The organism is Burkholderia anthina (assembly GCF_001547525.1).
Lineage (GTDB): Bacteria > Pseudomonadota > Gammaproteobacteria > Burkholderiales > Burkholderiaceae > Burkholderia > Burkholderia semiarida.
Genome location: NZ_CM003768.1, coordinates 2,561,182 through 2,586,456, shown reverse-complemented (window position 1 = coordinate 2,586,456; position 25,275 = coordinate 2,561,182). Strand labels below are relative to the sequence as shown.

Annotated in this window: 17 protein-coding genes and 1 pseudogene; all 18 read right to left on the bottom strand. The window is 65.5% G+C overall.

Annotated elements, in window-relative coordinates; genetic code table 11:
• Window positions 1-19: 19 nt before the first annotated feature.
• Window positions 20-286 (bottom strand): PAAR domain-containing protein, encoded by a 267-nt coding sequence (locus WS64_RS32715; protein WP_081059253.1) that lies wholly within the window; start codon window positions 284-286, stop codon window positions 20-22.
• A 1,068-nt stretch (window positions 287-1,354) separates the two neighbouring features.
• A pseudogene (locus WS64_RS11790) lies at window positions 1,355-3,604 on the bottom strand (type VI secretion system Vgr family protein); the annotation flags it as partial.
• A 103-nt stretch (window positions 3,605-3,707) separates the two neighbouring features.
• The gene (locus tag WS64_RS11785) at window positions 3,708-4,271 is read right to left on the bottom strand and encodes a hypothetical protein (RefSeq protein WP_059573644.1); all 564 of its coding nucleotides are present in this window, start codon (window positions 4,269-4,271) and stop codon (window positions 3,708-3,710) included.
• Window positions 4,252-5,037, bottom strand: a complete 786-nt coding sequence (locus WS64_RS11780; RefSeq protein WP_060966519.1) for a TagF domain-containing protein — start codon at window positions 5,035-5,037, stop codon at window positions 4,252-4,254. Before WS64_RS11780 ends, WS64_RS11785 begins: the two co-directional genes overlap by 20 nt.
• Window positions 5,034-8,942, bottom strand: coding sequence for a type VI secretion system membrane subunit TssM (gene tssM / locus WS64_RS11775; protein WP_060966518.1), 3,909 nt, complete (start codon window positions 8,940-8,942; stop codon window positions 5,034-5,036). Before tssM ends, WS64_RS11780 begins: the two co-directional genes overlap by 4 nt.
• Window positions 8,943-8,956: 14 nt before the next feature.
• Complete coding sequence (gene tssL / locus WS64_RS11770) at window positions 8,957-10,261, bottom strand: type VI secretion system protein TssL, long form (RefSeq protein ID WP_060966517.1); 1,305 nt, start codon at window positions 10,259-10,261, stop codon at window positions 8,957-8,959.
• Entirely contained in the window at window positions 10,258-11,607 is a 1,350-nt protein-coding gene (gene tssK / locus WS64_RS11765; protein WP_059573640.1) for a type VI secretion system baseplate subunit TssK, read from the bottom strand. Before tssK ends, tssL begins: the two co-directional genes overlap by 4 nt.
• 1 nt (window position 11,608) lies before the next feature.
• Window positions 11,609-12,151 carry a type VI secretion system lipoprotein TssJ gene (gene tssJ, locus WS64_RS11760; RefSeq protein WP_081059360.1) on the bottom strand — a complete coding sequence of 181 codons (543 nt, stop codon included), beginning with the start codon at window positions 12,149-12,151 and terminating at the stop codon, window positions 11,609-11,611.
• Between the two features lie 134 nt (window positions 12,152-12,285).
• Window positions 12,286-12,768 (bottom strand): Hcp family type VI secretion system effector, encoded by a 483-nt coding sequence (locus tag WS64_RS11755; RefSeq protein ID WP_059646121.1) that lies wholly within the window; start codon window positions 12,766-12,768, stop codon window positions 12,286-12,288.
• Between the two features lie 205 nt (window positions 12,769-12,973).
• Entirely contained in the window at window positions 12,974-14,473 is a 1,500-nt protein-coding gene (gene tssC, locus WS64_RS11750) for a type VI secretion system contractile sheath large subunit (RefSeq protein ID WP_059573637.1), read from the bottom strand.
• A 48-nt stretch (window positions 14,474-14,521) separates the two neighbouring features.
• Window positions 14,522-15,058, bottom strand: a complete 537-nt coding sequence (gene tssB, locus WS64_RS11745; RefSeq protein ID WP_059573636.1) for a type VI secretion system contractile sheath small subunit — start codon at window positions 15,056-15,058, stop codon at window positions 14,522-14,524.
• Between the two features lie 356 nt (window positions 15,059-15,414).
• Entirely contained in the window at window positions 15,415-17,082 is a 1,668-nt protein-coding gene (locus WS64_RS11740) for an OmpA family protein (RefSeq protein WP_060966516.1), read from the bottom strand.
• A complete protein-coding gene (locus WS64_RS11735; protein WP_060966515.1) occupies window positions 17,079-17,780 on the bottom strand; it encodes a DotU family type IV/VI secretion system protein in 702 nt (233 codons plus the stop codon). Before WS64_RS11735 ends, WS64_RS11740 begins: the two co-directional genes overlap by 4 nt.
• Window positions 17,781-17,814: 34 nt before the next feature.
• Window positions 17,815-18,369, bottom strand: a complete 555-nt coding sequence (locus WS64_RS11730; RefSeq protein ID WP_432206240.1) for a fimbrial protein — start codon at window positions 18,367-18,369, stop codon at window positions 17,815-17,817.
• Between the two features lie 49 nt (window positions 18,370-18,418).
• A complete protein-coding gene (locus WS64_RS11725; protein WP_081103817.1) occupies window positions 18,419-21,280 on the bottom strand; it encodes a fimbria/pilus outer membrane usher protein in 2,862 nt (953 codons plus the stop codon).
• A gap of 36 nt (window positions 21,281-21,316) precedes the next feature.
• Window positions 21,317-22,048, bottom strand: coding sequence for a fimbria/pilus periplasmic chaperone (locus tag WS64_RS11720; RefSeq protein WP_081059361.1), 732 nt, complete (start codon window positions 22,046-22,048; stop codon window positions 21,317-21,319).
• A 91-nt stretch (window positions 22,049-22,139) separates the two neighbouring features.
• The gene (locus WS64_RS11715; protein ID WP_059646110.1) at window positions 22,140-22,688 is read right to left on the bottom strand and encodes a fimbrial protein; all 549 of its coding nucleotides are present in this window, start codon (window positions 22,686-22,688) and stop codon (window positions 22,140-22,142) included.
• A gap of 444 nt (window positions 22,689-23,132) precedes the next feature.
• The gene (locus WS64_RS11710) at window positions 23,133-25,019 is read right to left on the bottom strand and encodes a hypothetical protein (protein ID WP_155720419.1); all 1,887 of its coding nucleotides are present in this window, start codon (window positions 25,017-25,019) and stop codon (window positions 23,133-23,135) included.
• Between the last annotated feature and the right edge of the window lie 256 nt (window positions 25,020-25,275).

Sequence of the window (25,275 nt, the reverse complement as noted above, 5' to 3'; positions counted from 1 at the left end):
TGAACTCCCTGACCTGCCGTTACCCGCCGATGAACACGTCGCCCGACCCCGACGCGACCGGGGCGCCGCAGGACGTCGAGCATGCAACGAAAGCCGCCGGCGAACCGTTGATGAATACGGACCCCGACCCGGTCGCAACGGCCTGGGCCGAACAATGAAGGCCGCAAACCGCGGCGCTGCCGACATAGGCGGCCGATATTCCGTTGGTGAACACGTCACCCGAACCGGTCACGATCGCTCCGCCATGGCCGATCGCGTCACCGACTCTCGCTGCTGGATTGCTCATGGTGATTTCTCTCCCCGTAAAACCCATCACTTTGGTGTCGCCGCACCCGGGCAGGGTGCGGCGACACACGGTTTAGCCACGCAATCAGAATTCCGATTCCGGTGGCTCTTCGCTCGGCGGTGGCGCTTCGCTTGGCGGCGGCGTCTCGCTTGGCGGAGGCGTCTCGCTTGGCGGCGGCGTTTCGCTCGGCGGCGGCGTTTCGCTCGGCGGCGGCGTTTCGCTCGGCGGCGGCGTTTCGCTCGGCGGCGGCGTTTCGCTCGGCGGCGGCGTTTCGCTCGGCGGCGGCGTTTCGCTCGGCGGCGGCGTTTCGCTCGGCGGCGGCGTTTCGCTCGGCGGCGGCGTTTCGCTCGGCGGCGGCGTTTCGCTCGGCGGCGGCGTTTCGCTCGGCGGCGGCGTTTCGCTCGGCGGCGGCGTTTCGCTCGGCGGAGGCGTCTCGCTCGGCGGCGGCGTCTCGCTCGGCGGCGGCGTTTCGCTCGGCGGTGGCGTTTCGCTTGGCGGCGGCGTTTCGCTCGGCGGCGGCGTTTCGCTCGGCGGCGGCGTCTCGCTTGGCGGCGGCGTCTCGCTTGGCGGAGGCAGCTCGCTTGGCGGCGGCGTCTCGCTCGGCGGCGGCGTCTCGCTTGGCGGCGGCGTCTCGCTCGGCGGTGGCGTTTCGCTTGGCGGCGGCGTTTCGCTCGGCGGGGGCGTTTCGCTCGGCGGCGGCGTCTCGCTTGGCGGAGGCAGCTCGCTTGGCGGCGGCGTCTCGCTCGGCGGCGGCGTTTCGCTCGGCGGCGGCAGCTCGCTCGGCGGCGGCGTCTCGCTCGGCGGCGGCGTCTCGCTCGGCGGCGGCGTCTCGCTCGGCGGCGGCAGCTCGCTCGGCGGCGGCAGCTCGCTCGGCGGCGGCAGCTCGCTCGGCGGCGGCGTCTCGCTCGGCGGCGGCAGCTCGCTCGGCGGCGGCGTCTCACTCGGCGGCGGCGGCTCGACACTCGGCGGCGGCGGCTCGATACTCGGCGGCGGCGGCTCGATACTCGGCGGCGGCGGCTCGATACTCGGCGGCGGCGGCTCGATACTCGGCGGCGGCGGCTCGATACTCGGCGGCGGCGGCTCGATACTCGGCGGCGGCGGCTCGACACTCGGCGGCGGCGGCTCGGTCGGCGGCGGTGGTGCAACGCTCGGCGGCGGCGGAACAACCGTCGGCGGCGGCGGCGGCGGCGGCAGAATCGGCTTGGTCATCTTGAACATGAAGGTCGGGAATGGAATCGGCGGAATCGCCCCGCCCCCACCGCCGCCGCCCGCACAGCCGTCGCCACATCCAGGATTCAACTGCAGCGGCGAACCCTGAACCACGACCTCATTGCTGCCGACGATCCGGATCTTCGTGCCGACCAGCTTGATCGTGCCGTCGGCCGTCATGTTGATGGCCGACGCACCGCACACGATGGAAAGCGCACCACCGACGTTCAGCGCATAGGCACCGCCCACCGACGTCGACATCGCACCGCCCACCGCAATCGCATACGCGCCGCCGACGTTCAGCGCACAAGCACCGCCGATCATCGTCGACTCGGCGCCGCCCACCGCGTAGCTGGCGGCGCCGCCCACGATGCTGGTGAACATGCCGCCCACCGCGCGCGTGTGTGTCAGCGCGACGCCGACCGACAGACTCGCACCGACCGTGAGCGACTCGTTGCGCTTCGTCAGGCGGTTCATGTCCCGCTCCGCCTGCATGTGGAATTCCTCGGCGCCCTTCTTGTCTTCGAAGCGAATCCCGCTGTAGTTTTCGCGGCCGCCGGTGATCGTCTTGCTCTTGAAGCCGCTCTTCGTCGCTTCTCCGGGCAGATCCCACGGAGGCGGCGTCACGGTGTTGTACAGGCTGCCGAGAATCAACGGACGATCCGGATCGCCGTTCATGAAGCCGACGATCACCTCCTGCCCGATGCGCGGGATATAGATGCCACCGAAATTCACGCCTGCCCATGCCTGGCTGACACGCACCCAGCACGAATCCGTCGCGTCGTTGCGCGCATACCGGTCCCACAGGAAGCGCACCTTCACGCGGCCGAACTCGTCCGTCCACACTTCGTGTCCCGGCGGACCCACGACGATCGCCGACTGCGGGCCACTCGTGGTCGGCTTCGGCGTCTCGCGCGGCATCCGGAACACTTCGCTCGTCGGTTGTACGATCAGCTCGTTATTGCATTCGTACCGGTAACCGCTGCCGGATTCGTCGGCGATTTCGGTCAGCATCAACGCCGCTTCGATGATCAGATACTCGCGGTTGGCTTCCTCGTGCTTGTGTTTCGTCAGCGTGAAGGTCTGGCCGCACGCGAGGCCGCGCACGTTGCCCTTGCCGAACGCGCGCGTGCCGGGCGCACGGCGCTCTTCCATCCGGACGCGGCTGATGAGATCGCCATGCTTGCTATCGGTATAGTCGCCGGGCCACTCGAACAGTTCGCCTTCGCCCCAGTTCGTTTCGCGCGGCTGATGGTTCGACGTCACGAGCTGCGCCCTCGGCCGCGTGAAGTCGAAATCGTCGACCACCACGCGCCCCGGCCGCAGCGATTCGTCCGTCGAGAAATAATTCAGATACTCGATGTCGATCTTGCCGCCTTCCGGGTGGTGCCTGATTTCGTGATAGGCGGCACTCGGCGAGCGGCGATGCGCGCCGATGTGATCGCACAGCACGAGCCGGTGCTTGCCGTCCGAGTGCTCGAAGAACCAGTAGATCCCCCACTCCTCCATCAGGCGCTGGATAAAATCGAAATCCGTCTCGCCGTATTGCACCTGGAATGCCCGCGGCTCATTGCGCGTACTCTCGCCCTGCACCGTGTACTTGTCGACGTCGAGCCGCTTGTCGACCGGATACGGGTAATCGCTCAGCACGGTGTCGATGATCTCGACCACCGTCTTGTCCTGAAAGATCTTGTAGTCGCTCGTCAGCGTGGCGAGCCAGAGCCACGGCCGCAACACGATGCGGTAAACGTTGTAGCGCCCTTCCGTGCGCAGGAAACCCGCTTTCACGACGAGGCCGCTGATTTCCCGCCCGCCGGCGCCGACACCGCCTTCCACACCCGTCCCGATGCCCTCCAATTGCACACTGACGGTCATCTCGGTGCCGATCATCGCCTTCAGATCGAGATTCGCACTGGTCGACAACGGCACGTGAAAATCGTCCGGCGTGCGCAGCAGCACCTCGTACGTGTAAAGTTTCCCGAGATGCTCTCCACCGCGAAGCGACAGGAATCGGAGCGCGGGCTTGCCAAGCAGCCGTGGCATCGCATCGCTGCGAATCACCACCGTGCGCTCCTGATTGATCAGTCCTTCCGAAGAATTGATTGACATGCGATCCATTCGCTCCCACTTACCCAAAACAAAGATGCGCCCACGCGCATTGCCCTATATCCGCATGCAGCCGCCGTATGGCGCCGCCCTGCGGTTGCCTGCGTCATGTGCCGGATGCGCGCGCCGGATACCGGACACGCACCGCCGCAAGCTTCAGCAGCACGTCGATCAGCAAATCGGCGCCGATACTCGTCGCGGCATCGACCAGATAGCTTGCGGCCAGGTCGAGATCGCTCGCGTCGCGCGCATCGATCACCTTCCGTCCGAATGCAACGACGCGGCGCATGCAGTAGACCGCGCGCACGCCCGGCACCAGCGGCGCGCCGCCGCCGGGATCGATTCCCGCCACCCACTCGACCGGCGCGGCATGTACGCCTAACCATTCGGCCAGCATGCTCGCGATCGTCGCCAGGTTGCCGTTCGCGCATAGCGCGGCCACCTTCGCGTCGTCCACGTCGTGCAGTTGCCACGCAGCCAACCACAACGTGCGCTCGAGCTTCTTGATGTGCGGCGTGCGACGAAACGCGACAATCTCGCGATATTCGCGGTGTCGGCTGCGCAAGGTCGTGCAATTCGAAGCAATCGCCCGCTCCAGCGCACGCGTGCCCTGCTCGTGCTCGCACGGCAATTGATCGAACGTGTATGTATCAGCGTTCCGTATGTTCATGAATCCGCTCTTGCTCGACATCGACGGTGCAATCCGAATCCGGTTCGTCGGCGTCGCGCGCGATCGCCGCCGCGCCCGCCGGCAAACCGGCGATCCGCCTCTGATCGACGAAACCGCCGCGATCGTCCTGTTGCCAGAACCACCCGCCTTCGCGCTGCGTCGTACACCGCGGCCACGCCGCCCACGGCACCTCGGGCACGCCGGTCAGCACGCGCGCGGGATCGTCGCCGCAGCCCGCCCCTTGAATTTCTGAATCCGCGGACGGCACGACCGCCTTTCGGCCGCGCCCGCCCATGCGCGGCCATACGAATGCGTGCGCCGCGTCCCACAGCGCATCAAGTTGCGCGTACAACGACGACACGAAGCGATCCGGATCGGCCGGTTGCGCACGCGGCGGCACGTACCTCGCCAGCAAGCGCGCCATCTGGAACAACACGCCGCGCGGCTCGCGCAGCCGGCGCTCCAGCCAGCGGCGCGACACGGTGCAGCAGACAATGCATGGATGCCGCCGTCCGGCCCGATCGCACGAAGCGGCCATCACGCCGACGACATATCGCCCATCGGCGAACGGCGAACAGGCGGGCGTCAGCACGAAACTCCACGGCAACGCATGTGTGCCGCCTTCGCCGGACAGATGCGCCGCCCACTCGGGATGACGCTTCAGCCAGTGTTGCCATTGAAGAGCCTGCATGACGGTCGTGCGGTGCCGGATGTGCTCGACCGACGCGGGAAGGCGCCCCCACAGCGCCGGCATGCCGACCGTCACGCGAGCCCCCCAGGGCAATGAAAGCCCGTCAGCAGATTGCTCGTCAGCGGATTCGACTGCCCGCTCGTCATCAGCTCGAGCGCCGCATGCCGACCATCGAAATCGAACGCGAGCGTCAGGCGGCTGGCCGATGCCGTGCCGGTCAACTGGCCGCGCTCGATCAACCGGAACAGCGCCCAGGGCCCCGTCGCGACGATCGTCGACGTATCCGGTCGGATCGCCGGCCTTGCCGCGATCTCCGCTACCGCACCGCCGCGCGGCCCGGGCCAGCTCAGCGCGAACGGCGTGACCGGGCCGTGCACGTAGCGCTGCGTCTGACCGTCGACGTCAATCAGCAATTCGGTGATCTCCGGGTCGATCGCGGCCACCTTCGCATCCATCTTCCACGCCATCCGTTTTGCACCCTGATCGCGGAAGAACACTTCGCGGATCGCCGCCGCACGCTCGAACGGTGCGAGGCTCGGCCCCTTGATCGGCGGCATGCCGGGGCTCAGTGACTTGTAGCGCCACGGCTTCGCGTTCGTATCGACGTAGCTCGCCAGCGATTTCTGAAAGAACTCGTCGAATACGCCGCCGCTTGCGAACATCCGGTTGAAGTCCTCCACGTCGACTTCCTGGCTGCTGCGCACGAACGGGTATTTGCCGTCGATGGTGCGCCGGCAGGTTTGCCCGACACTCGTATCGACCTGCATCGCGAGCAGCCCGCCGACCTCCTGCCCGACCTTGTCCGCCACCTGCGTCGCGATACCGCCCAGGACGAGCCGCAATGGCGCCGGCAGCTTTTCGGCTTCCGTCTGTAGCGTCGTGCCGATATCCAGCGCCGGCGGCATGCTGTTGGCCGACAGTGCGTTGCTCGCGACGACGAGACGCGTGTATTGCTCGTTGATCAACGTCAGGATCGCGTCGAGCTGCAAGGCCTTGCCGCCCACCGAAATCGGCTTGTCCGTCATCGCCGGACCGCTGCCGGTGTCGGCTTGCCCGGTGGTGACTTCGCGCAACGCCGCAAAGCGGTTGTCGACGAACTCCTTCTCGAGTCGCGTTTCCGGCCGCTGCGCGGCGATCTTCCCGGCTTCGACCGCCGCCGTTCGCGCCGCCGAGGATCGCCGGCCGACCGCTGCCAGCGCGAGGTCGTTCAGCGACGACGGCTCCGGTGCATCGATGACCGACAGCGACGTTTCCCGGACCACCGCGCGCGCCAGCCTCACCAGCGGCGAATCAGGGGCGGCGAGTGCGCGCAGCGTCGCCTGGTCGAGCGCCAGCGTGCCGTCCCGGCCGTTCTCGCCGCTCGTGGCCGGCCGAATGTCGGCGAGAAACTGCTGCCAGTAGTTTCCGTAATCGATCAAATACTGGCGGCGAATCTCGTCGGCGAGCGACGATCTGGCCGCCACGATCCGGGTGCCCTGTATCGATGCCACGAGATCGTTGCGCTTCGACGTGCGCCCCATGACCCAATCGTCGTCGTCTTGCGCGCGCGTGAGAAATTCGGGCAGACGCTGACTGAACAACGCGTGATAACCGTCGTACGTGTAAAGCCCCGGCACGCCTTGCTCGAAGCGCGACCCATCCACGAGCTTGAAAAGCGACGCGCCCTGCAGCCCGAGCGCCTGCGCGAGCGTGAAGTTTTCGGGCGCCTCCTTCTGCATCGCGCCGATCGCCCGCTCGTACAGCCGCCTCGGCGCGGGGTTCTGGCTCAGGAAGAGGCGTGCGCGCTGCACGAGCGCGGCATCCTGCTTCATGGAAGGTTTGACCGGGCGGCCGTCGACGAACAGCGCCTCCAGGTGCCGCGTCATCGCATTGCGGCCGCCCATCGCCGCCGCGCTGTCGGCGCGCTCCCAGTCCCGCAGCACCCAGGCCCGGACGGCCTTCGCGTCGTAACGCCCGGCTTCGTACAACATCAGGTAGATGGTCAGCGTGCGGTATACATCGTCCGGGTGTTGCGCGGCGATCTGCGTGTTCAGATCGCCTTCGACGCGCGCCACGATCTGCGGCATCAACGTCTGCTGCAACAGGCTCAGATAGGTCGTATCCGACGCCGAGACGATGGCCGGGACCACATAAAGGCCGTAGCGGTACGCAAGGCCCGGTGCATCGAGATCGAGATCGCCGTGGCGCGGGAGATCCCTCGATCTGTCCAGCAGGCCGCCGATCGCCGCTGCTTTCGGTGCCTTGTTGTATGCCGCGGCCCGCGCGGCCAGCGCCGACGTCTTGCCGGAAATCGCGGACAGATAGTTCCGGTTGTTTTCGTAGCTCACCGTGAGCGAAAACGCGAGCCAGACGAACAGGGCCACGGTCAGCAGATGGCCCGCCCAGCGCATCGTTCTGAAGCGAATCTCCCACTTCAGATCTGCGCGGACCAGATGCGCCTCCGGCACGATCACGTGCTGGAACACGTTGCGCAGGAAGTAGCTGCGATGGCCGGCGATCGCATCGTCGCCACGCACGTGCGCTGCCGTGTCGCTGGTCGTACGCAGGCGTGCCAGCTTGCGCCTCAGGCGCTGCAGCACCGTGTCGCGGTCGACGGTCATCACCTGATCCGTCTGCTCGGCGCTCGTGAAATAGACGCCGCGCAGCATGTTCTGCAACTGCGCGTCGTCGTAGCGGGAATCGAGGAACACCAGTTCCACCAGATCCGCGAGCAACGCCGACAGGCTGCGGAACTCCTGTGCCAGCGGGTACAGCCGCTTGCGGCGCTCTCCCTCGTATTCTTCGAGCAAGCGGTTGTTCAAGCCGGCGTCGACCCGCGCTTCCAGCAGCGTCAGTTCACGCATGCAGTGACGTCGCAGCCCGTCGACGCTCGCCGCGCCCGACTCGTCGCACGGCAGCGTGAAACCCCAGATCTGCGTGCGCCCGTCAGCCGTCAACGACTGGAAATACTCGGTAAAGCCCGGCAACAGATCCAGCTTCGTGACGAATACGTAGACGGGGAAGCGAATCCCGAGTTGCTGGCGCAGTTCGCCGAGCCGGGCCCGCAAGCTCGCCGCGAGTGCGGTGCGCTCGACTTCCGACCGGTTGACCAGGTCCGCCACGCTCACGGTCAGGATCGCGCCATTGAGCGGCGCGCGCGGCCGATGCTTGCGCAACTGGCCGAGCAACGCCTTCCATTCCGCGGCGTTGACCGTCGTAGCCGTTTCTTCGCGCGCGTCGTCCTGTTCGACATAGCGACCTGCGGTGTCGATCAGCACCGCCTCGTTCGCGAACCACCATTCGCAGTTCGCGGTGTGCTCGATCCCGTGCGCGGACACCGCCGCCATCTGGTCGGTCAACGGAAACTGCAGGCCCGACCCGAGGATCGCGGTCGTCTTCCCGGCCCCTGGCGTACCGAGCATCATGTACCACGGCAGCCCGTACAGATGACGGTCCACCTCGAGCAGGCGACGCCATCCGAGCGTGCCGCCGCGCAAGCGCTTCAACTGCGCGATGGCCTTGGACACCACCATCGCAACCGCGCGCACTTCGTCGCGGCCGATTTCGGCCGGCTCGTCCCCTTTCGGCTCGAGAAAGCGCTTCAGCAGCGCATCGTTCGACCGCAACGCCTGCCACAACTTGTACAGACCGTAGAGCGCGTAGCAGAACACGATCGCCGCGACGATCAACACGCGCACCCAGATCGGCTGGAGCGGATGATGCTCCGCGAACCCGAACAGCGGGCCGACGTGCCAGAGCGCGACGCAAAGCGCGATCACCCAGACCGGACTCAGCGGCCACCTTCTCAGCCACAGGACGAGCAGGCCCGCCAACAGCGCGATCACGATCGAGCGGATCACGGCGCCGGCGAACGGATGCAGCTCTCCGAACACGAACAGCGGCCCCAGAAACCAGACCGCCACGCATGCCAGCAGAATCGCCACGCACGCCAGCATCCGCCACGAGACCAACCATCTGAAAAGACGTTTCAAATAAGACATGCTGAATTCCGGTACTACGGGGTGACCATGATTTCGACGCGACGGTTGAGTGCTCTGCCGGCCGCCGTCGCGTTATCGCCGATCGGCTGCGTGTCACCCTTGCCGACCGCGCGAATCCGCTCCGCGGGCGTACCGTCCCGTTGCAGGATTTGCGCGACAAACGCCGCGCGCTTTTCCGACAGAACCTGGTTGTTCGCGAAAGCCGCGCTACGAATGGGCTGGTTGTCGGTATGCCCGCTCACGAGCACGTTGCCGCCGACGCGCGCCACTTCGCTCGCGACCTTGTTCAGGATCGGCTCGATCTCAGGCAACACCACGCTCTGGCCCGACGCGAACATCGAATCGCCCCTGAACACGACGACGCTGCGCCGGTCGTCTTCGTCAACGGTCAGCAGGCCGCGCGCGATCTCGTTCGTCAGCAGCTGTGACAGGCGCAGACGCTGCGGCGCGGACGCCAGCCGCTCCTTGCCGATCTCGAGAATGCGCGCCTCCAGCAGATGCCGCTCGGTCAGCAGGTGGTACTGGTAGAACACGAACAGTCCGAACAGAAGGAGCGCCGCGAGCGCGACGGACGCCCATGCCGGCACGCTGCGCAGCAACGGCAGTTTGCCGGGCGGCGCCCCCCGCCAGTGCGGCGACAGCTCCGGCTGCAGCGCGTCTCGCGCGCCGGTGATGAGCGTCCACAGACGCTGGCGAATCTGCTCCAGATAGCGGCGCCCATCGGCCATCACGCTGTAGCGGCCCTCGAACCCGAGACCGAGCACGCGATACAGGATTTCGAGGATATCGACGTACTCCTGCGGATCGGTCGCCATCCGGCCGATCAACAGGAAGAACTTCTCGCCGCCGTCGACTTCGCCCTCGAACGTGATCAGCAGGCTCCGTGCTGCCCATACGCCGCTCCCGCCCCAGCTGGTGCGGTTGGCCGCCTCGTCGAGCGCGGTGCACAGACAGTAGCGGACGACCGCCATGTGCTTCCACGGCAGATCGACCTTGTCGCACACCTTTTGAAACAGGTTGACCTCGCGCACGAGCAGCGTCCTCAGCCCCTCCACCGCTTCGGACGTATCGAGCGTCGCCGGCATGTCGGCGAGCATTCTGAGCAACGGGCGCGCCGCCTCGAGCAGCGGATTCGCGGCTGCGCGCACCTCGTCGAGACGCTGCTGAATATCCACGACCGCATCGAACTCGCCAGGATCGACGGGTGCGCTCGCGGCACGCCTTTCGTCTCCGGCGCGTTCCTTCTGCGGATCGAGCACCGTCCCGGAATCCCCCGCGAGAAAGTCGAACGCGTCCTTATCGAACGTACCGGAGTTCATTTATGGCGCACTCCCCACAGTTCGAGTTTCAGTTCGGGGAAGTGGCCGGCGATATGCATCGCGAGCCCGCCTTGCTGCGCGATCTGCTCCCAGAACGGCCCGCTGCGCGACAACTCGTAGTAGATGTAGCTCGAATTGAACGGAATCTGTCGCGGCGGCACCGGCAGCGGCACCATCGTGAGCCCGGGAAGGTGCGAACGAATCAACTCGGGCAAACGCTGCGGCTGGCTGATCTTCGTCTGCGCGGCGAATTGCTGCTGAAGCACGTCCGGCGACATCTGCGCGCCGACGGCCAGCACAAGGCTCGAATAGCCGGAGAGTTCCGCGGGCATCACGGCCGCGACGCGGATGCCGTGCGGCTGTTCGGTAAGCGGAATCGGCTGCGCACCGCGGATCAGCACCTGGTTGAGCAGATAGTGGACCTCCTCCACGAGCGGCCGGATGCTTGCATACAGTTGTGCGTGATCGTAGCCGGGAGTCGGGAGCGGACGGCGCGTCTGCGGGCGCACGAACGTCGACAGCTCGCCCGCCATGATCGCGAGTTCACGATAGAACACCATCGGCGGCGTCTCGCGAATCCGGCAGATATGTTCGAGCAGCGGTTCATAGCGATTCAGTACCTGCAGGAGCAGGTAATCGGCGACTTCCGCCGCCGCGCCCGCCCGCCCGTCGCTACCGGACAGACGGGTGGCCAGCGCATCGGCTCGCAGCTTCGTGAGGCCATGCAGTTGCGTCGCCCATTCGCGCAGCAGCGGATCGGCGCCGTACCGGCTGACCGGCGGAATGTGATCGGTCACGTGCAGCGACACCGATCCGTCCGCATGCAAGGTCTTGATGCGCGTCAGCGCGATGCCGATCCACGACTGCGTCAGTTCCTTTTCGGGCAGCAGCCGCAGGCGCAGGTTCGCCAGTTGCACGGGCTTCGGCCCCTGGCCGATCGTGTTGCTGTCCCGCAGTTCGTTTTCGAACGCCAGATAGCGGGCCAGCGACGCCGTCTCGTCGCGGAACACCGTCTCTTCGGTATTGGGCTGCCGCAACGGGACAGCCAGATAGATGACCTGGTTCTGGTGCTCGGGCACGATCGTCAACGGCGGCGGCGGCGGCGCATGCGCCGGCACGTCGAACGGCGTCCCGTCGGGAAACACGCCTGCACCGCTCTTCAACACCAGCTTGCCGAACGCAAGCGATTCCTGATCGGTCTCGAACTGACTGAAGCCCCAGAAGAACGGGCTGAGCGGCGCGGAACGCTTGTGCGCGAAATGTTCGAAATAGCGCTCTTGTTGCTGGAACAGCTGGGGCAGCAGGAAAAGACCCTCGCTCCACACGACCTTGTTATGCCAACTCATGTCAATCCAATTCAGTTACCAGAACGGCCCGCTGGCCGATATCCACGTTCAATTTGATTTTTGTACGCGCCGTCAACACCCGAAGCCATGCTTCCTCCGGCGGCGGCGGCAAGCGATACGTGCCGCGCCACACCGATTTGCCCAGCTCGCGGTATCCGGCCAGCACGCCGATCGCGGTCGTCGCGCTATTGATACGCCGGCGAATATCCCGGACGTCGCCGGGGCGCAGCACGAACTCGTCGATCACGATCGCGTCTTCGCCCAGCACCTTCTTGCTGTCGTTCTGCAGCGAGAAGAAGTCGGCGTTGTCGAACGTATAGGCCGACTTCAATTCATAGATCCGCACCATGATCGGCGCCGGCCGCCCGAGCTCGTCCGGATTGACGCCATCGCTCACCTTGATCTTCAGATTCAGCGACGCGGCCAGATCCTTCCGCGACGGCACCCCTCCGCACGCAGCAAGCGACAGAAATGTCAGTCCGGCCGCGATACCTTTCAGTGCATTGCGGCGCGTCGCCATACCTGGCGGAAATCGAGAAAACATAGGGAAGATCCTGTCGTACCCGGGGCAGCCGTTGACCGAGGCCCCCACGCATCGCGAAGACGCCTTGGTCAACGGCTTGCGATGCCGCCCGCGCAAGCACAGGCGGCATCGCCCTGAACTACGGGCGTCGACGCTTACGCCGCGTTCCGCTTGATGTCGAACGTCGCCGTGATCGCACCGCCGCTGCCGCCTTGCGCGTTCTGCACGACGTATTCCTGCTTCAGGCGCGAGAACGACAGGCGAACGATCTCGCGCGGACGCGATTCGTCGGCCGCGACGCCAGCCGGGCTCACCTGCGTCACCAGCACGTCATTCATCGTCAACATGATGTATTCGAGCGGATTGCCGCCGGCCTTGCGCACCGTGAGCTTCGCCTGATCGATGTGCTTGCCCAGCAGACAGTACTGAATCAGGTTCGGGCTCGCACGATCGATGTAGTGTTCGAACTGCAGATCGTCGACGGTCGCGCGGCCCGCCCCGCCGCCGGAGCCCAGGTGCATGTTCGATTGCTGCGCTACGTTCCACGACCAGCTCAAGACCTCGATTTCGTCATGGTGAGTAGCATCCTTGGATTCGCCGTCGATTCCGTTGATCTTGAGGAAAATGTCGTGTGCCATGGCATCACTCCTTACGTCTTGGTTGAATTTTTTGTACAACTAACTTTGCGATCAGGTTTATTTACGGAGCGCCTGATCACCACTCCCCCGGGGTCAAACATCACATCGGAATACGCGGGACGAGGAACGTCGCCGACGCGACGGTCAGCGCGCGTGCTGGGGCTTGCCGATCAGCAACCGTCCCCGCGGCAATCGCTCGCCGCGATCAGGCGGCCGCCTTGACCGACGGAAGCTTTGCGACGAGTCGCAGCGACACCGTCAGACCTTCCAGCTGGAAGTGCGGGCGCAGGAAGAACTTCGCCTGGTAGTAGCCGGGGTTGCCCTCGACTTCTTCCACGACCACCTCGGCAGCAGCCAAAGGACGACGCGCCTTGGTTTCCTGCGACGAGTTCGCGGGATCGGCGTCGACGTAGTACATGATCCATTCGTTGAGCCATTGCTGCATTTCGTCGCGCTCCTTGAACGAGCCGATCTTGTCGCGCACGATGCACTTCAGGTAGTGCGCGAAACGCGAGCAGGCAAACAGATACGGCAGACGCGCGGACAGGTTCGCGTTGGCCGTCGCGTCCGGATCGTAGTACTCGGCAGGCTTCTGCAGCGACTGCGCGCCGATGAACGCCGCGTAATCGGTATTCTTGCGATGAATCAGCGGAATGAAGCCGTTCTTCGAAAGCTCCGCCTCACGGCGATCGGAAATCGCGATCTCGGTCGGGCACTTCATGTCGATGCCGCCATCGTCGGTCGGGAACGTATGGCACGGCAGATTCTCGACCACGCCACCGCTCTCGACGCCACGAATCAGCGTGCACCAGCCGTAGTGCTTGAACGAGCGATTGATGTTCACGGCCATCGCATATGCGGCGTTGGCCCACGCGTATTTGCGGTGGTCCGATCCGTCGGTCGACTCCTCGAAATCGAACTCGTCGACGGGATTGGTGCGGATGCCGTACGGCAGGCGCGCGAGGAAGCGCGGCATGGCCAGACCGATGTAGCGCGAGTCTTCGGAATTGCGCAGCGAGTTCCACGGTGCGTACTCGAGGTTCTGCGTGAAGATCTTGGTCAGATCGCGCGGGTTCGCGAGTTCCTGCCACGAATCCATCTGCAGCACGGACGGCGACGCGCCGGTGATGAACGGCGCATGCGCGGCCGCGGCGACCTTGCCGATCGACGCCAGCAGATCGACGTCCGGAGGCGTGTGGTCGAAGTAATAGTCGGCGACGAGACAGCCATACGGCTCGCCGCCCAGCTGACCGTACTCCTCTTCGTAGATTTGCTTGAAGAACGGGCTTTGATCCCAGGCCACGCCCTTGTAGCGTTTCATCGTGCGACGCAGATCTTCCTTCGACACGTCCATGAAGCGGATTTTCAGCTTCTCGTCGGTTTCCGTGTTCGTCACGAGATGATGCAGCCCGCGCCACGCGCTTTCCAGCTTCTGGAAATCGTCGTGGTGCAGGATCAGGTTGATCTGTTCCGACAACTTGCGATCGATCTCGCCGATGATCGCCTCGATGCTCTTGTAGGCATCGTCGGACATCGTCACCGAATTGGCCAGCGCCTGCTCGGCGAGCGTCTTGACGGCGGATTCCACCGCCTCGCGCGCCTGCTCCGTCTTGGGCTTGAACTCGCGCGACAACAGTGCATTGAAATCCGATTGGGCGCCGAGCTGCGCCTCGGCAGCGCGCGCCTGCGATTCACGTACAGCCATTTTTTACCTTTACCTGTGTTAGATCGTGGTTGAGCGTCCAGGGCCGCGTCACTGCTCTTGCGGTTCCCGAGCGTCCGGCTTCCGTGCTTCGGGCTTGGGTGCCTTGGCGAGCGCGCTCAGCAGCGCCGGATCCTTCAGCACCTTGCTGACAAGATTTTCCGCACCCGACTTGCCGTCCATGTAGGTCTGCAGATTGGCGAGCTGCGTGCGCGCGTCGAGCAACTGCGACAGCGCGTCGACATTTCTCGCAATCGCCGCCGGAGAAAAGTCGTCCATGCTTTCGAACGTGATGTCGACCATCAGCTGGCCGTCGCCGGACAGCGTATTCGGGACCGAGAACGCGACGCGGGGCTTCATCGCCTTCATCCGCTCGTCGAAGTTGTCGATGTCGATGTTGTAGAACTTCCGATCGCCGACGGCCGGCAACGACTCCAGGGGCTTGCCGGACAGATCGGCGAGCACGCCCATCACGAACGGCAGCTCGACCTTCTTTTCGGAGCCGTAGATTTCGACGTCGTACTCGATCTGGACGCGCGGAGCACGATTTCGCGCAATGAATTTCTGTGCACTGCTGGATATGGCCATAAACTTTCCAGATGAATTCAGATTGGGAAAAAATCAATGAGCGAATGCTCGTCCGTTTCGCCCTTTCAGCGTAAACTCCGGGCATCTTAAGACACTCGTCGGCGCCGTTATATAGGACCAGTACTAACTTAATTGCCGATAATTGGAGATATACGAAATATCCAAAAAATCTCTAATCTCAATAAAGCGACGAATTGAAAACGCCGCATTCGGCTGAGATGAATCCCTATCTGGAATGGCTATGGGGCGTGCCTGGACGAGTCGTTGCCACGCGGCGGAGCAAGCACCGCCCCGGCCGTATGGATCGTCACAGCGATGATGCAATGCGCTACCGTGTCGAGCGCGTCACCGCGCACTCAGCGGCGCAGGCCGTCCGGAATCAGCGAAATGTCGACGCGCCGGTTCAGTGCCCGGCCCGCTTCACTCCGGTTGTCCGCGATCGGGCGGACGTCGCCCATTCCCTGAATCGCGAAACGCGTGACCGGCAATCCGCCTTCGGCGACAAGCCAATCGCGAATCGCGCGCGCCCGCGCCTCGGATAGCCGAAGATTCGCGTCGGATGAGCCCTCGCTGTCCGCATGCCCTTCGATCAGCACGCGCTGGTCCGGATTCTCCCGGATCAACCGAAGCACATGTGCGAGTTCACGATGCGCGTGCGCGGGGGAAAACGTCGCCTTGCCGCTTGGAAACAGCGAAAGGCTATCGATCTCCACGGTCGTGAGCGGCGGCCGGTAGGCCGCCAGCGCCACGTCGACGCGAGGCAGCAGCGCACGCCCCGGATATAGCCCCCATCCCGCGCCGAACGGCGCGCCGTCGCGCAAATTGCGCGCCACCTCGTCGCGCGCCGCGCGCAGCCGCTCGAACGAGTCGATCGATGCGGTGATGCGAACGGACGGCGTGCTCCAATAGGTAGACAGGTCGCCCGCGATCCGCTCGACGAGCCGATAATTCACTGCACCCGATATCACCACGGCCAGCGTCACGGCCGTCGCGCTTGACAGCAGCACGTGGGAGGCAAGCGGCCATGCCCGCCGGTCGACCGGCGACGGCGCGGGCAGTCGCCCGGCCGTACCCGCCGATACGGACGCCGATGCCTGAATGCGCGGCAACGGAAGCGGGCCCGCGACCGGCTTCGTCACGCGTGGCTGCAGGCCGGTTTTCGCGATCAACCAGCGCGTCCACGCGCCCGGCCGAACGGGCGTGTGGTCGATGTCCGCCAGCGACGCACCCTGCAACGCAAACGGCACGGTATTCGACAGCGCGGAAATCGACGACAGCAACGCCGCCTCGTCGAGCCATTCGAATACCGCGAGCCCCAGAGCGCCCCGGCCCGCCGCATCGGCATGCCGCGACTCGGCAAGTTGGCCACGGATCGCCGGCAACCGGTCTGAAACGCCGATCGCGTTCTTGAGGCGCGGCGCGTCGAACTCGAGCGAATCGCCAAACCATCGCGTTTGCGGCGCGCCGCCCTCGCCCGGCCCCAGACATGCGTATACCGCGACATGACACGGCAGCACGCATTCGGGATGGCAGTACGCTGCCTGCAGCGCAATGCGCCATTGCGCAAACTCCCTGCGCAACACGCTTTCGTCGTCGCCCTCCGGTACCACGGGCAGCAGCGCGGCGTCCGGGAAACGCCCTCGCGCCGCCTTGACTTGCGTCATCACATCGTTGAGCCGCGCTGGCGTATCGGCCAGCAGCCACACCGCCCGATCGTCGCGCCTGATCGTGGCGCGCCCGCCCTCGCGCGGGAACAGCGCGGCGGCGTAGGGCCCGACGACGACGATCACGTCGAGTTCGCGCGCGGTGCCGCCGATATCCTCCACGGCGGATTCGGCGGGAGCCGCTGCCGGATGCCGGCGCTCGTACCATGTGACGACCCACAGCGCGAGCGCGACAGCCGATCCGATGCATAGCGCGCTCAGCCAATCCGGCAGCCCCGCGAGTGCCCATGCACCGCCGAACACCACGATCGGCATTGCGATCCAGACGAGTCCGATCGCCTTGATTGACCGCATGCTCATTGGCGCCCTCCGTCGCTGTTCTGCGTCACGCGCGGCCCCGAGTCGGGCAAGCGCTCCACCGCACGACGCAACGAGACGTCGCAGAAGATCCACACGGCAGCCAGTACCACCGTCGCGAACAAGACCGGCCGAAGCGGCTTACCTGCGCGTGTCGCGACAGTCGCAACGGCGCGCGCGGGCCACGGCAACCGCTGCGCCGGCTCATCCCCCACGTCGGCCGCGCGCGGGCCTGCCTGCAATGTCACGGAACACCCCGCATCCGGGAGCGCCCGAGCAACGTCTCCCTGACGCGATGGTCCAGGCCCAAGCAACGTCGTATACATACTCAGCAGCGACGCTTCCGGACAGGGGGCGTCCAGCAACGCGCCGACTTGCGCCGAAGACCGCGCAACGCCGTGCGCACGATGAAATCGGAACAGCAGCGTCTCGCGCAGCCATTCGTCGCGCGTGCCAGCGGGCAGATGACGCAGCGTCGCCTCGTCCAGCAGCATGCATTGCGCGATGCCGACGTCCCGCACGACGTCGGCTGCGCGCCCGTCGTCGCGCATCGCCTGCTCGAGCCGCTCGACGAGCCCGATGCACCGTGCTCGCCACGCATGGACCTCCGGTATCGACGCACCCTGCGCAAGCAGCGCGACGTGCAGTAGGGTCTCTTGAAGCGACGCGCGCAACGCGGCGCCTGAACTGTCGAATGTCATGCGAATATCAAGAAAAACTGCCGATGGAACACCATCACGGCATCTGAATCACGAAAGTCGCGTACGTACGAACCGTGCCGGCGCGTGCCGCGCCGGTCGCGTAATACTGCGCCCCGAACGGCACCAGCGTCGTAGTCGACTCATCGACGTTCACCGTCTGCATCGTCGCCGCATTGCCGATCTGGATCGGCGAACCGTCGCCGTTCATCAACTGGACCTGGACATTTCTGGCGCTTGCAGGATCGTTCGGCGTCTCGACGTCGAGATTTCCGTTCGCGTTCGTCGTGGCGCCCCGTTGAAAATAAATGCGGACCGAATCGATGCTGCCGTCGCAGCGCAACGGAATGGTGAAGGCCGTGGAGCCCGCTGTCTGTCCCGGCGACGTCAGCGACGACGTCGAGATCCGTGGCAACTTGATCGTCTGATTTTCCTGACCGCCTACGATCGTGCACGTCACCGAGTTGTACGAACCCTGAAACTTGACCGTGACGGTCGGATTACCGGCCCCCCAGGCCGTGCTCGCGGCCCCCGCGACCATCGCGACCGTGGCGCCCGATGCAACGCGACGGATCCATTTCGAAGCATGCATGCGTATCATTTTGTCCATGACTCCTGTGCCTCACCGTGATACGGGCGCGTCATTGCATCGCCGCCGGCTCGCAACGCAAACGCACACGGGTCGCCATCCTGACCTTCCCCGCATTCGCCGTTGCGGCCGGTACCGCATAAGGCAAGCTGCACCGATCGGCAGCGCTGATTCCCCACTTCGCGGTCAGCTCGCCAGAGCCTTCCAGCCCGCGCAGGAATGCCATGCCGCCCTGACCGACGCCGCCGATCGATTTGCCGGACGCATCGAACAATTGAGTGCCCATCGGCAGCGGCGAACCATCCTGCCGCTCCATCGTCGCGAACACCGGGCGGCCCCGCACCGTACTCATCTTCACGAAGACGACCGAGTTGTAGCGCGGCACCACCTCCTCGCTCGTGTTCCCGAGTTCGACGTCGTCGGGCAACCTGGACGGGTCGATCTCGACCGTGTTGACGCGATACGGCGTCAGCGATGGAATCACCGCGTAGCCGAAACGATCGATCGACGCGCCTTGCCCGTTGACGATCTGCCCGCCGGTTGCACCCTTCGCCTCGATCAGCGCAGCTGCCTGACCGAGCGGCGGACTGAGCGTGACGCCGCCTCGATGGACGATCATCGCGCCGTTCGCGCCGATCGACGCCTGACGCATCCGATTGCTGAGCGATGCGTTCGCACTGTAGGTGCCGACAGGCGACCGATAGGTACCGTATCCGCCGAACGACGACAGCGCATTCGTATCGCCGCCGGCAACGCGCGATGCGGTAACCCCGTAGCTGAACGGTGCAATGGTTCCCTTGCTGCCGGACATATCCATCTGAATGGCGCTGTTGCCGCTCGAATCGCGCGAGGCCGAGGTGGTCAACGAATTGAAGAGACTGCTCTTCGTGTACGACTGTTTGCCGAGTGGGATAGTCAGGTTGATCCCGACCTGGGTGACCGTCCGGTTGTCGCCGTTGCGGGCACGCTGCGCATACACCGCATATGACACTTGCCGGAAAGTGCTGTTGAAGCCAACCTGATACTGCAGATCGCGCCCCCTCTCGCCGCCCCAATAGTCTTGCGAACTGCCGGTGACGTAGATTGCACTGCGATCCCCCAGGCGCTGGTTGACGTTCAGTTGCAGCCGCGTCCTGGCCCGGTAGTTGTACTGACCAATCGATCCGTTCCAATCTTTTCGTGCGTTCACCGCGTCCTGCAGACTGAAGAAGTTCGACGTCGAATAGCGGTACGCGGCCACCGAGAAATTGGTTCCGGTCGGCACCAGCATCTTGCTGTACGTGACGCGCGAGCTGAGACCGTGGTACGTGCGCCGGCCCGGCACGCTCGCGTGTGCGGACGTGACGTCGAACGCGAACGCACCGACCGACGTATTGAGCGCCATGCCGAGCAGGCCCGAACCGTAGCCGGCCGACGACAGTACGCCGGCATAGCCGGTCACGAGATTCGTGATGCCTCGCTGATAAACCAGTTGGGCAACCCACGGCTTCGTATCGACCGCGTTGTCCCGATACTGGCCGACCGTCACGTTGAAACGGTGCCGACCTGGCCGCAACAGTTGCGGAACGGCGGCAAACGGTACCGAGAAGCGCCGCACGCGCCCGTCGGCTTCGGTGACCGTCACGTCGAGATCCCCGCCGTAGCCGGTGGCCGGCAGATCGTTGAACTCGAATGGCCCCGGCGACACGGTCTCTTCATACACCGTGTTGCCGCCCTGCCGCACGACCACGCGCGCGTTGGTGTCCGCCACACCGCGGACGGTCGGCGCATAAGCCTGCAGCGAATTCGGCAGCATTCGGTCGTCGCTCGACAACTGGACGCCGCGCACGCCGAACGAATCGAAAACCTCGCCGCTCGTGAAACTGTCGCCGAGCACGATCTGGCTGCGCAATGGCGTGATGTCACGCTGAACGAAGGTTTCGAGGCTGCGCCACGATACGCCGGCACTGCGGCTGGCCCAGTTCAGCGTCGAGCGATGACGAAGGCGCCACGGCCCGATATTCACGCCCGATTGCAGGCCCGCATACAAGCTGCTGAAGTTGTGCCCGAAAAAATTGCTCTCGCTCGTGTATCCGTTGACGTTGTACTGCAGCAGCCCGACGTTGATCCCTTCGTCCCAGCGCGAAGGATCGACATAGCCTTGGGCCGTCCTGCTCATCGCGGTTTGCGGGATCGTCAGATCGAGCTTCAGATCCGCGCTGTCGAAGGTATAGGTCGCATCGGGTATCGTGTCGCGAAGTGCCAGGCAGGCGTCGGGCGCCGATTCGGGCGTGGCGGGAGCGCCATCGTCATCCTGCTTCGATCGTCGAAGCCGGTTCGCGAGCTTGTCGCCGTCGACGCCGAATTGCTCCAGCATCGCAGGCGTGAAGCACGGTGCGGCAACGTCGCTGCCGGGCACCGCGAGGAACAGCACGTCGTGACGTCCACGCCCTTTGCCGTTGACCGTCACGTCGACAGCATAATTGCCCGGCTCGACCGGATTGCCTTTCGCGAACCGAGACAGATCGACGCCACCGCCGGCGAACAGTCGCGGGTTGAATGCCACTGCCGCCAGCTCCGTCGGCGCGCGAGACGCCACCTGCATCACCGGCTCGGTCGTCCCGCGGGACGCCACCTGCATCACCGGATCGGTCGTCCCGCGGGATGCCATCTGCATCACCGGCTCGGTCGTCGCGCGGGACGCCATCTGCATCACCGGATCGGACGCGGTGCGAGCCGCCACGATCATTACCGGCTCGCCCCCCGCTTGCGGCCCGACGTCAGACCCGCCGGGTTCCGCCGCGCCAGCGTCATCACCGGGAAAACCGATGCCGAACGCCAAACCGACTGCCAAAGCGACCCGCCGGCGGCGGAAGACGCTCAGATCGACATCATGGCTACCGCCAAGCGCGATATTTCGTGCTGCTTGAACCACTCTTCGATCCTCATCGTTTCCGGAACAGTCGGCTGGTTATTCGACGGTGGCCGAACCCGCCACCTCCGCGCCGTAATCGTTGAGCAGTTTGTACGACACCGTGCCTCGCTCGAACGTACGATGCGCCCCCTGCGATTGAGTGAGCGATACATGGTCGAACGGTGGAACCATAGCCGGGTCAAACTGGATTTCCTTGTCGCCGGCCTTCAGCGCCACACGGCCGAACGACACGTAATAGGGCGACGGATTGTCGACGCGCAGGGTGCTCCGCCCCTTGTCGTCATGCGCGACCTTCCACGTCAGCGATTGACCCGAAGGGCCGTCCTGAAGCGCGGCCGGCCGAAAAAACAGCTTGATGCGAGTGCGAAATGCCAGTTGCAGCAGATTCGTTTCTTCCGCGTTGGCGGGCTGCGGCGGAATCTCCTGCACGTTGAGCCAGAACACCGACTCGCGATCCGCCGGCAGATTCGCCCCCGTATACATGATGCGCAACGTCTGCCCCTTTTTCGGCTCGACGCGGAACACCGGCGGCGTCAACACGAACGGCACCTTGATCTGATCGGGATTGGCATCCGCATTCCCGTCGTCGATCCATGCCTGCACCAGCACGGGCGCCGTCTCGACGTTGCTCAATCGGACATTGACTTCGCGACTTTGCTCCGGGTAGATGACCCGCGTACCCGTAATGACGATCGCCGCCTGGGCCGACAGCGCCATCGCGCCCAACGCAAAAGCCGCCGCGACGCCCTTCCATTTCCATAACCGCACGCATACCTCCTTGATCCATCGCCGCAGCGAGTTCCGGAGGCCGAACGACAAAATCTCCGGAGCCCGCTTGCGGGCTACTTGCGACTCAAGATCACTGATAGGCGAGCGTGAAGCGAGCGAAGGTGTTCACCTTACCGGCCGTGGTGGCGCCGGTCGCGTAGTACTGACCGCCGTAGAGCATCGTCGCGCCGCGCGTGTCGCCCGTGCCCGTCACGTCGAAGTACGCGCCCGTCGTGCCGGCCCGAATCCCCGTACCGTCGGCGTTCACCAACTGGACGACGACATTCGTCGCCGCGGTCTGCGGATCCGTCAGCAGGTTCTTCAGGAAGCCGGTAGCCGGGTCCATGTTGGTCATCTCGAAGTGAGCGGCGACCTTGCTCACGTCAGCAGCGCACTTCTCCGCGGTGATATCGAACGAAGTCGAGCCGGCCGTGTCGCCCTTCTTCGCCAGCGTCACCGTCGAAACCTTCGGCAGCAGCACCTTCCTCTCTTCGTCCCCGGCCTTGATCGAGCACGTGCTCGCGGTCAGTTCGCCGTCGAACGTCACCTTGCCTTGCGTCACGGCCTGCGCGAACGCCGGCGATGCAGCCAGCACACCCAGCAGCATCGCAGCGGAAGCACCCAATACCTTCTTATTCATTTAACACTCCTACTTAAATAGAAATACGCCAAACAGGTCGACCGGGTTCACGAGGCGTCATGCCGCCCATCTGCACCACGGTTATCTCGCGCAATCGAACCCGCGAAAAATCTTATCAATCCCCCAATATCGGGGATATAGGACGAGTTCAAACCTCAAAGGAATCCGGGCCGGACTCTCGTAAAAGACCGAGTGAATTGTGTAATTTGTCAGGAAATCGATGACCCGCCTCTCGATGGCCGAGCGCGATCGCGATCGGCGGCGCATGCATTTGGGCGCTGCCGACACGCAAATCCGGTCGTGCGGCCAACGACGCTTGCTCAATCTGCAGCCGGAAGCGACGCTGCGGATTCCCGTGCCGTTGCCGCCGTGCCGCCGGTCGATCGTCCGCGTTCGACCGACACGCCCGCATCCGATATCGTGCCGCCGATGGCGCGGCTCGCATCAATACACGTGGCCGATCGTCGCCGCGCGCTGTTGTTCGGCATCGACGGACGGCCCGCTCGACGCCAGGATCACGCTCGTCGCGACGTCGCGGTATGGGCGCTGCGGCGGCATGTCGATCGCGACGCTGCGATGCCGCGCGGTGGCCACCGACGCCATGACGTTGTCGTAGAGCGGATCGCCTCGGCGAAAACGCCCGTACCGCTGGTCACCCTCGGTCTTCATGGCCGCCGTGCGCCAGCCGGTGTCCTGCGCCGCATCGGCATGCGTCGTGCCGCGCGCGATCCGCGACGACGCTCGCGCCCCCTTGGGCACGCGCCCGCTCGTTTCGGGCCGGACCAGTGCCGCGGCCATCTCCACCGCGCTCGGCAAACCATCGATGACGGCAGGCCGCTCGGGTGCGCGCGACGCGTACGCCAACACGTTCCGTGTATCGGCAACGATCGTCGGAAGCCCTTCGGATGCATGTCCGTTTTTCGCGCCGCGCGCGCCGCGACCGGGCTGGCTTCGTTCTCCGGCACCCGCGCCGAGCACCGCCCTCGTGGAGACGCGCGTCGTCACGCGCCACGCTTGAGAAGCGAACGCGGTGCCGCCCTGCGGGCGCGCGCCAAGCTCCGGCAGTGTCTGACGCTGCCCGGCGATGCTCGCGACCCGGGCCGCAAGCTCGGGAAGACTCGCCGACGTCGCCAGCATCGCGGCCCGTTGGCCGTCGAGCGGCCGCGCCGATCCGGCCACGCGCACCGCAGGCGATAAGCGCGACGCGAAGGCCGCGTCACCGATCCGTGCTTCGGCAGGCACGGCGCCACCGTGCGCGACCGTCGAGACCGCTCCCGTCACCGGCTTGGGCAACGCCAAAACCGGCTTCAACGTATCGAGCAAGCCGGTCAGCGACCGCGGCTCGACGGACGCCGCACGTCGCTCGGACAACGCGTGATAGGCCACCTCGCCGCCCAGCGTGGACAACGCGATACTGGGCGGCGCGGCCCGCGTCGGACCCGACAGATCGAACGGGAATCGCGAAACGAGTGACGCGACGCCTTCGCTCGCGTCGGCCGTGAGCGCTGGCGCGCCGCCGGGCAACGGGCGTGTCCGCGCATACGCGATCTGATCCGCGTAAAACGGTTCTGCGGCCAGGCCGCGCCCCGATGCGTCGCCGCGGTCCGCACTCGCCGTGCGGACCGCCTCGGCTTCGTCGTGCACCGCCGCACCGCCCGCCGCGGCGTAGCGCGCGAGCGCGTCGGCCACCTGATCGGCATAGAACGGGGAATCCGTCGCGCCGGCCAGTTCGACGGCGACGCCGGGCAATGGGGGCAGGTCCGGGGATGCGATGCGGGCCAGACGCTCACCGTCGAGCATCCGCGCGCGCAACGGCTCGGCCGCGCCTGTATAACTGAGCACGGGCCCGCCGCGATGCGGCCGGAACAGATCGAAACGTTCGTCCGGCAGCGGACCATTCGGCAGCGGCGGCCGGTCGACCAGGCTGTCGGCCGCGAGCGGGCCGCCGAGCAGACGATCGTCGAGTCCGGCGGCGATGGCCGGCCGCCGCACCGGCGCGAACGGGGTCGCTGAAGACGCGGATGGCGGCGGGACGGGATGGGGAGCCTTCTCTTCGTCGAAGCGAGACTGCACAGGCGGATCGGTCCGCTCGTCGACATCGCGCACGCCCGCCGGCGGCGCCGCCGACGACGCGGATGCCGGCACGCTGCGCGGCACCTCGGACGCCGGCGCCCGTGCCGCTCCGGAGTCGTCCGGTGCGCACGAACCGAGATACGGCGCGGTGGCCATCAGTGCGGCCGTCATGACACCGGTGCCGCCCGCACTTCGCTTCGCCCATTCCACCGCTGCGGCTCGCGCGCGTCGGCCTTTCCTGCTCGTTCCGTTCGTCATGCTCGTATCGGCCGCCCCATGCCCGCCGGTGTGCGCCCTTGTCCATTCGAGGTAAGCCGCAAATCTAGCCAAGGGCACCGGCATCAACAATGGGACAGATATTTGAAATCGATACCGAGACACGCAGACACGTCTGATTTATCGACACAAAGCGCCCCGCCCCACCCCGATCGCATGCGTTGGATCAACCGTCGAAAGGCGCTGCCGCTCATGCCCGCAAGCGAACGCGGGCCGGCTGCGGTCGGCGATCGGGCGC